This is a genomic window from Pseudolysinimonas sp. (genome assembly GCF_031389465.1).
GTDB lineage: Bacteria > Actinomycetota > Actinomycetes > Actinomycetales > Microbacteriaceae > Pseudolysinimonas_A.
The window spans coordinates 1-6,760 of record NZ_JANMSQ010000022.1 but is presented as its reverse complement, the minus strand read 5'-3'; the positions used below and the strand labels follow the sequence as shown (position 1 = coordinate 6,760).

Annotated in this window: 8 protein-coding genes, 1 tRNA gene and 1 pseudogene; 6 read left to right on the top strand and 4 right to left on the bottom strand. The window is 67.5% G+C overall.

What is annotated here, in order from left to right; genetic code table 11:
• Positions 1–122: 122 nt before the first annotated feature.
• From RMO30_RS00795 to RMO30_RS00780, 4 genes are all read left to right on the top strand, one after another.
• Positions 123–194: transfer RNA gene (locus RMO30_RS00795), tRNA-Gln, on the top strand.
• 496 nt (positions 195–690) lie between these two features.
• On the top strand, positions 691–1,107 hold the full coding sequence (locus RMO30_RS00790) for a hypothetical protein (RefSeq protein WP_309708215.1): 417 nt from the start codon (positions 691–693) through the stop codon (positions 1,105–1,107).
• A gap of 261 nt (positions 1,108–1,368) precedes the next feature.
• Positions 1,369–1,914 (top strand): sigma-70 family RNA polymerase sigma factor, encoded by a 546-nt coding sequence (locus tag RMO30_RS00785; RefSeq protein WP_309708212.1) that lies wholly within the window; start codon positions 1,369–1,371, stop codon positions 1,912–1,914.
• The gene (locus tag RMO30_RS00780) at positions 1,907–2,626 is read left to right on the top strand and encodes a hypothetical protein (protein WP_309708209.1); all 720 of its coding nucleotides are present in this window, start codon (positions 1,907–1,909) and stop codon (positions 2,624–2,626) included. The genes RMO30_RS00785 and RMO30_RS00780 overlap by 8 nt, the downstream gene beginning before the upstream one ends.
• 174 nt (positions 2,627–2,800) lie before the next feature.
• Here the strand turns inward: RMO30_RS00780 and RMO30_RS13085 are convergent.
• Positions 2,801–3,175 (bottom strand): annotated as a pseudogene (locus RMO30_RS13085) (DUF4262 domain-containing protein); the annotation flags it as partial.
• A gap of 32 nt (positions 3,176–3,207) precedes the next feature.
• On the opposite strand from RMO30_RS13085, the gene RMO30_RS00775 reads away from it, so the two are divergent.
• The gene (locus RMO30_RS00775; protein WP_309708206.1) at positions 3,208–3,315 is read left to right on the top strand and encodes a ribbon-helix-helix protein, CopG family; all 108 of its coding nucleotides are present in this window, start codon (positions 3,208–3,210) and stop codon (positions 3,313–3,315) included.
• 27 nt (positions 3,316–3,342) lie between these two features.
• Here RMO30_RS00775 and RMO30_RS00770 read toward each other — a convergent pair whose 3' ends face one another.
• Positions 3,343–4,236 carry a rhomboid family intramembrane serine protease gene (locus RMO30_RS00770; RefSeq protein ID WP_309708203.1) on the bottom strand — a complete coding sequence of 298 codons (894 nt, stop codon included), beginning with the start codon at positions 4,234–4,236 and terminating at the stop codon, positions 3,343–3,345.
• 4 nt (positions 4,237–4,240) lie between these two features.
• A complete protein-coding gene (locus tag RMO30_RS00765) occupies positions 4,241–4,726 on the bottom strand; it encodes a RimK/LysX family protein (protein ID WP_309708200.1) in 486 nt (161 codons plus the stop codon).
• 26 nt (positions 4,727–4,752) lie between these two features.
• Here RMO30_RS00765 and RMO30_RS00760 point away from each other — a divergent pair, with 26 nt between their 5' ends.
• Complete coding sequence (locus RMO30_RS00760) at positions 4,753–5,943, top strand: RimK family alpha-L-glutamate ligase (RefSeq protein ID WP_309708197.1); 1,191 nt, start codon at positions 4,753–4,755, stop codon at positions 5,941–5,943.
• An 18-nt stretch (positions 5,944–5,961) separates the two neighbouring features.
• Here the strand turns inward: RMO30_RS00760 and RMO30_RS00755 are convergent.
• Positions 5,962–6,760, bottom strand: a 799-nt coding sequence (locus tag RMO30_RS00755; RefSeq protein WP_309708194.1) for an NAD(P)(+) transhydrogenase (Re/Si-specific) subunit beta, incomplete at its 5' end; no start/stop codon positions are given.

Below are 6,760 nucleotides of genomic sequence, written 5' to 3'. Positions count from 1 at the left end.
GCGGGCTACGCGATCGTCTCGTACACCGCGATGGGGGCGATCATCGGGGCCTTCCAGGCCTGACGAAGCACCGCCGCAGGTGCGGTAGAGTGATCAGTCGGTCCGCCTCCGGGTGGCTCCGATGGGGTGTGGTGTAATTGGCAACACGGCTGATTCTGGTTCAGTTGTTCTTGGTTCGAGTCCAGGCACCCCAGCAGTAAGAAAACCCCCGGTCAGACAGGGGTTTCTTGTTGGCCTATCGGCGGGCTCCGCGATGCCGTAGAACGAGCGTGCAACCGCACGGATGCCGGGCCGGCAGCCGCCGGCGCAATCACATCGCCAGTCCGAAGACCGGGCACTCTTCCTGCCGTTGATGCCGACGACCACGATCGGGTTTCCTGGGAAGGAACGATCGACGATGTCGCCGCCTTCTCCGACCTCGGAGCGAAGTACAGCTACCGATTCGGCCGCGGGGCGCGCCGCTCGCGGGCATTGGTTCGAGGTGCGTTAAAAAGCTTCTTGGTACACCCGTACCCCCGTGCGCGCTTTGGACGATAGCGGCAGTGAGGAACGAGCACCGTGCTCGATCGGCCTCCTTCTGGAGGGCGAAACCTCGGCGGTGGCTGGGGCCACTGTGCACATCAGTGGTTGGTGGATTCTTCGACTTCGTCGCCGAATCGCCGACTGCCTGACGAATGGGGATGGTTCGAAATGTTCACATGGATCGCAGGGCTGGGGTTGCTCGCCAAGCTGTCGTTGAGCGCAGGGGTCGTCGTGGTCGGCGTGACGGGCGTCGGAGTCGCCGGTGCCGCCGACATTCTGCCCGGTGAAGCGCAGGTCGTGTTCGACGAGGTGGTCGCCGTGGTGGTGCCGCTCGACGAGGACGACGATCTCGCTCACGACGCCGAGGACGCCGAGGATGCGGAACACGGCGACGAGGATGCGGAACACGCCGAGGATGCGGAACACGGCGAGGATGCGGAACACGGTGACGAGGCCGAAGACGAGACCACGGAGATCGACGACGACGAGTTGGATGATGACGACTCCGACGAGGACGAGTCCGATGAAGGCGACGACGCTGACGAGGAGTTCGAAGGCGAGGACGACGACGAGGCTCAAGACTGAGCAGTCGGCGGATCCCTCGCTGGCGGACACGACCGCACGGAGGGCAGTCGATCGGAGCGGTGGGGCGCGGGTCGACGCGTTGCTGACACGCCGCGTCAGGGTGGTCCTTCTCGATTCGGGTTCGGGAAGGACCACCTTCTGTCCCGCCGCCTTCCTGCTCGGGATGAGTCGGTGCCGATGCGCTGATCGGCGAGTGCCGTATTGTCGGGACCCGTGGGGTCCCGGGTGACAGTCGGCGAAGAGACATTCGCGTCTGTCCTGGTGGCCGCGCAAGCGGGGGCGGCTTGGGCGTCGACCCGGATCTGGGTCGAGCACGCACCGGCCGTCGCGGCGTTCCTGAGGGCGCGCGGATCGCGCGAACCCGAAGACCTGACGAGCGAGGTCTTCCTGGCGGTGTTCGATCGGATTCGTGATTTCTCCGGCGACGGAGCCGCCTTCCGGTCGTTCGTCTTCTCCGTCGCCTATCGACGACTCGTCGACGAATTGCGGATGCGATCGCGCCGCGGCGAGACCACCGAGTGGACAGCAGAACTCGATCCCCGGCGGGCTTCCAGCGCGGAGGACGAGGCCACCGTTCGCGTCGGCGACGCCCGCGTCCGCGCCCTGCTCGCTCAGCTTTCGCCCGATCAGCGTGACGTCATGGTGTTGCGGATCGTCGCAGACCTCACAGTCGAGCAGGTCGCCCAGGTGCTGCACAAGCGAGTCGGCGCCGTCAAGGCTCTACAGCGTCGGGCGCTCGAGAACCTGAGAAGGAAGTTGGCGGCGAACCGTACCCCTGTGAGCGTCGCGAGCGATAGCGATGAGTGACATGAAGAACCGCATCACCGACGCCGACGCCGAGCTGCTGCTCGCCGGAAGGGCCCCCGAGGGTCTTCCCGGCTCGGAGGAACTCGCTGCCGCGGTTACGGCGTTCCGGTCGGCGACCGTCGAAGCGATCCCGCGGCCCTCGGCGGAGCTGGCTGCTCGCCTCTCCGTTGCGGACGATGAACTCTTTTCAGCACGGGCGACATCGCCAGACACGTCGTCGCCCCGCTTCGAAACGGACTCGCCCGGCGCCCGCACGCGGGACGCCGACGCGAATGAGCGAGCGGCGGAGCGCGTTTCGCGGTTCGGTTTGGCCGCGAGAGTCGCCGTCGGAGTGGGCGCGTTGCTCCTCGGGATCACGGTTGCCGGTGCCGCGGGGGCGCTGCCGGGCGGCGTGCAGGACGCCTTCGACGACCTGGTGTCGACGGTGACCCCGGGCGATGACGACGACAAGCCCGTGATCATCGATGAGGAGCCGGCCGTGGACGATGAGTCGGTCGACGGCGAGGAGTCCGGAGGCGATGACCTGGTGCCGGGCGAGCCGGCTCCCGACGACGGTGAGGAGACCGAGTCCCCGTCGGACGACGCCGACGTGGGCGACGGCGAGGAATCGGATGGGGATTCCGAGTCGGATGAACCCGACGAGGATGCGGGAGAGGAAGAGCCCGACACCGATTCCTCTGACTCCGATTCCTCCGACACCGACGACGACTAGTCTGGACGCTGCCGACCGGACGGCTGAGGCTCGTCCTACAAGCCGTAGCACGCGTGTGCGCAGGTACACCCACCCGATGGCTGCCCCAAAGGCCTCACAGAACTTGGGCTCAATCCCGAGCGCTGAATCCCCCGGACGCGGCTGCACCCACGGCGGGATGGCGTAGCCCGCGTCGGTCGGAAAGCGCCCCGCTCGATCGTCGTAGCTGAGCTGGTAGGCGGGCACCGACGCCGTGTCCGGCCGGTCGTAGAACGAGTTTGCGCCGAACAGGATGTCGCCCGGATTCGGCACCTCCTCGACCAGGACGCGATGCGGCCACTCGGCGAATTCGAGGATCTCGCCGGCCACGAGATCCCGTCCTGCGCGGACGCGCCCGGCGACGTCGTTGAGCAGCCCACTCGCCGTGCCGCTGTCGGTTCCCAGCACCAGCAGTTCGGGGTGGCCGATCCCGTGCAGTCCGACCGTGTAGGCGAACGAGGTCTGGTGCGCCGCAGAATCTCCGCCGACGTAGGTGAGCGCGACCCCGGTCTCCCGGATCGTACGAGCCACCACCACCGTCGCTGTCTTCGCAGGTCGTCGCTATGCGACTCGCTCGGGAAGAGTTCGCGGCCATCGACGCTCGGGCTGCGCGAGAGCACAAGTCCCGATCCGAAGCCATCCGCGAAGCCTTGACTGCCTACGCGTCGTGAAGGTTCACGACTCAGCGCTGAGAGCGGCTACAACCCGTAGAAGACGGGGGCGCTCGCGACGAAGAGCACGAACAGCACGAGCAGCCCCGCGGCGATCCCCGCGACCCCGAGTACTTGCACCCGTCGCTGGGCAGGGCGTCGCGTACGCAGGTACACCCAGCCGATCGCGGCGCCCACGAGCAGGCCGCCGAGGTGCCCTTCCCACGCGATGTTGGGGGCGACGAAGCCGAGTGCCACGTTGATACCGAGCACGATGAGCAACTGCATCACGTTGACGCCGATGGCACGACGCAGCGGCAGGTAGGCGCCCATGAGGCCGAAGATCGCGCCCGACGCCCCGAGCGCCGATCCCGGCGCGAGAAATCCGCCGGTGGCTTCCACGCTTGCGCCGTTGGTGGCGATCGCGAGCGCGTAGAGCGCGAGCACGCCGAGCGATCCGCCGAGCGCGGCGCTGAAGTACAGCGCCAGGTAGCGCGAGCGGCCGAGGAACGATTCGAGCGCCGGTCCGAACGCATAGAGAGCGTAGAGGTTGAACAGGATGTGGATGATCGTGCCGGGGGAATGCAGGAACGCAGACGTGATGAGCCGCCACGGTTCGGCGCCGACGACCGTCGGGTTGAGCACCCAGGCGGAGGTCAGCCCGCCACCGCTGATCCATTGCAGGGCGTACGCGACGACAATGAGCCCCATGAGCGTGTACGTCACTGCACCGGATCGGCGCGGTCGTAGCGCGCGGGCCAGCCCGCCACCTCCCGCCGCGCGACCTTCGCGCACGCACTCGGGGCAGTGCACCCCGACCGCGGCCTGCGTCGAGCACTCCGGGCAGATCGGTCGCCCGCAGCGCTGGCAGCTCACGTAGGTGGCCCGGTCGGGATGCCGGTAGCAGGTCGGCGGGGCCTCGACGGTCGAAGGGTCGGTCATCGGGTCACTTTTCCGCTCGACCGCGGTTGCGTCGGCGAACGTGTTTGGGCGCCCGCCCTCCGAGGAACGACTTCCCGGCATCCACGGCGAAGCCGCGCCGCAGCACCTGGCGGCCGATCAGCATCCGGAATCCCATCTGGTCGCGGTTGCTCAGCGTCACCTCGGCGGTTACCCGACGCCCGAGCAGCTCGAGGCGCAACTTGACGACGTAGCGCTCCTGTACGTGACCCGACGAGCTGCGCACGTGGCGCACATCGTGAACCGGGCACTCGACGACCACCTCGTCTTCGCTCGACTCCTGCCAGGGTCGCACCCGGAATCGCACCCAGTCGGCGCCGTCCTTCTCGAACGGCTTGATCTTGTAGGCGTGGATGGTCGACGTGCGTGCTCCGGTATCCAGCTTCGCTTTGATCCATGGCACGCCGATGTCGGGGAGCTGCACCCATTCGCGCCACCCCGCGAGGGTGTTTGAATGGGAGGGCTCACGCACGTCACCATCTTGTCAGGGGCATCCCTATGAAACTTGCGATCCTGTCGCGCGCCCCGAAGGCGTACTCGACGCAGCGGTTGCGCGCCGCCGCCGAGCAACGCGGCCACATCGTGCGGGTGCTCAACACCCTGCGCTTCGCGATCGACCTCTCGGGGGCCGAACCCGACCTGCAGTACCGAGGCCGGCCGCTCTCGGACTACGACGCGATCCTGCCCCGCATCGGCGCCTCGATCACCTACTTCGGCACCGCCGTGGTGCGCCAGTTCGAGCAGATGGATGTCTACACCCCCAACACCGCGAACGGCATCGCTAACGCGCGCGACAAGCTGCGGGCGACCCAGATTCTGTCGCGCCACAACATCGGGATGCCGCCCACGGCGTTCGTGCGCAACCGGGCCGATGTGCGCCCGGCCATCGAACGCGTCGGCGGAGCGCCCGTCGTCATCAAGCTGCTCGAAGGCACGCAGGGGATCGGCGTCATCCTGGCGCCCGAAGTGAAGGTCGCCGAGGCGATCATCGAGACCCTCCAGTCGACCCGACAGAACGTGCTCATCCAGCGGTTCGTCGCCGAGAGCAGGGGCCGCGACATCCGCGCGCTGGTCGTCGGCGATCGGGTCGTTGCGGCGATGCGGCGCACGGCGCAGGGCGACGAGTTCCGCTCGAACGTGCACCGAGGGGGAGCGGTCGAAGCGGTCGAACTCACTCCCGAATACGAGCAGGTCGCCGTGCGGTCGGCGCAGATCATGGGACTCAAGATTGCCGGCGTCGACATGCTCGAAGGCGCGGAGGGTCCGCTCGTCATGGAAGTCAACTCCTCACCCGGGCTCGAAGGCATCGAGCACGCGACCCAACTGGATGTCGCGGGCGCCATCATCGACTACCTCGCGAACCAGGTGGCGTTCCCCGAGATCGACGTGCGGCAGCGGCTCAGCGTCTCGACCGGGTACGGCGTCGCCGAACTGCTCGTGCACAACAACGGCGACTTTGTCGGGCGCAGCCTCGGCGACTCGGGGCTCGCGGAGCGCGACATCACCGTGCTCACCGTGCACCGTGGCACGACCGTCATCCCGAACCCGCGTAAGGCCGTGATGCTCGAAGCCGGGGACCGGTTGCTGTGCTTCGGGAAGCTCGAAGAGATGCGCTCGATGATCCCCGAGCGCCGTCGCCGTCGGGCGAAGGTACGCAAGTTGCCTGCGCAGCCCCTTCCCGCGGAGTAGTTCGAGGGAAGGGGGAACCTACGTGAGCTCCCGCACGATGTCTTCGACCCGCTGCTTGGCATCACCGAAGAGCATCTGGGTGTTTTCGCGCCAGAACAGCGGGTTCGGAACGCCGGCGTAGCCGGAGGCCATCGACCGCTTGAACACGATGACGTTCTCGGCTTCCCACACGCGAAGCACGGGCATCCCGGCGATGGGGCTGCTCGGGTCTTCGGCCGCCGACGGGTTCACGGTGTCGTTGGCGCCGATCACCAGCACGACCGAGGTCGAGGCCAGGTCGTCGTTGATCTCGTCCATCTCGAGCACGATGTCGTACGGCACCTTCGCCTCGGCGAGCAGCACGTTCATGTGGCCGGGCAGGCGCCCGGCGACCGGGTGGATGCCGAAACGCACCTCGACCCCGCGGGCGCGTAGCCGTGCCACGAGGTCGGCGACCGGGTACTGCGCCTGAGCGACCGCCATCCCGTAGCCGGGGGTGATGACGACGCTCATCGCATTCGTGAGCATTTCGGCGGCACCGCGGGCATCGATTTCGCGGTGCTCGCCGGTCGCCTCCTCGCCACTCTTCGGGGCTTCGATGCCGAAGCCGCCCGCGATCACCGAGAGGAACGACCGGTTCATCGCCTTGCACATGATGTACGACAGGTAGGCACCCGACGAGCCGACGAGCGCCCCGGTCACGATGAGCAGATCGTTGTTGAGCAGGAAGCCCGCTGCTGCGGCAGCCCAGCCCGAGTAGCTGTTGAGCATCGAGACGACGACTGGCATGTCGCCGCCGCCGATCGAGGCCACGAGGTGCAGGCCGAGCGCGAGTGCG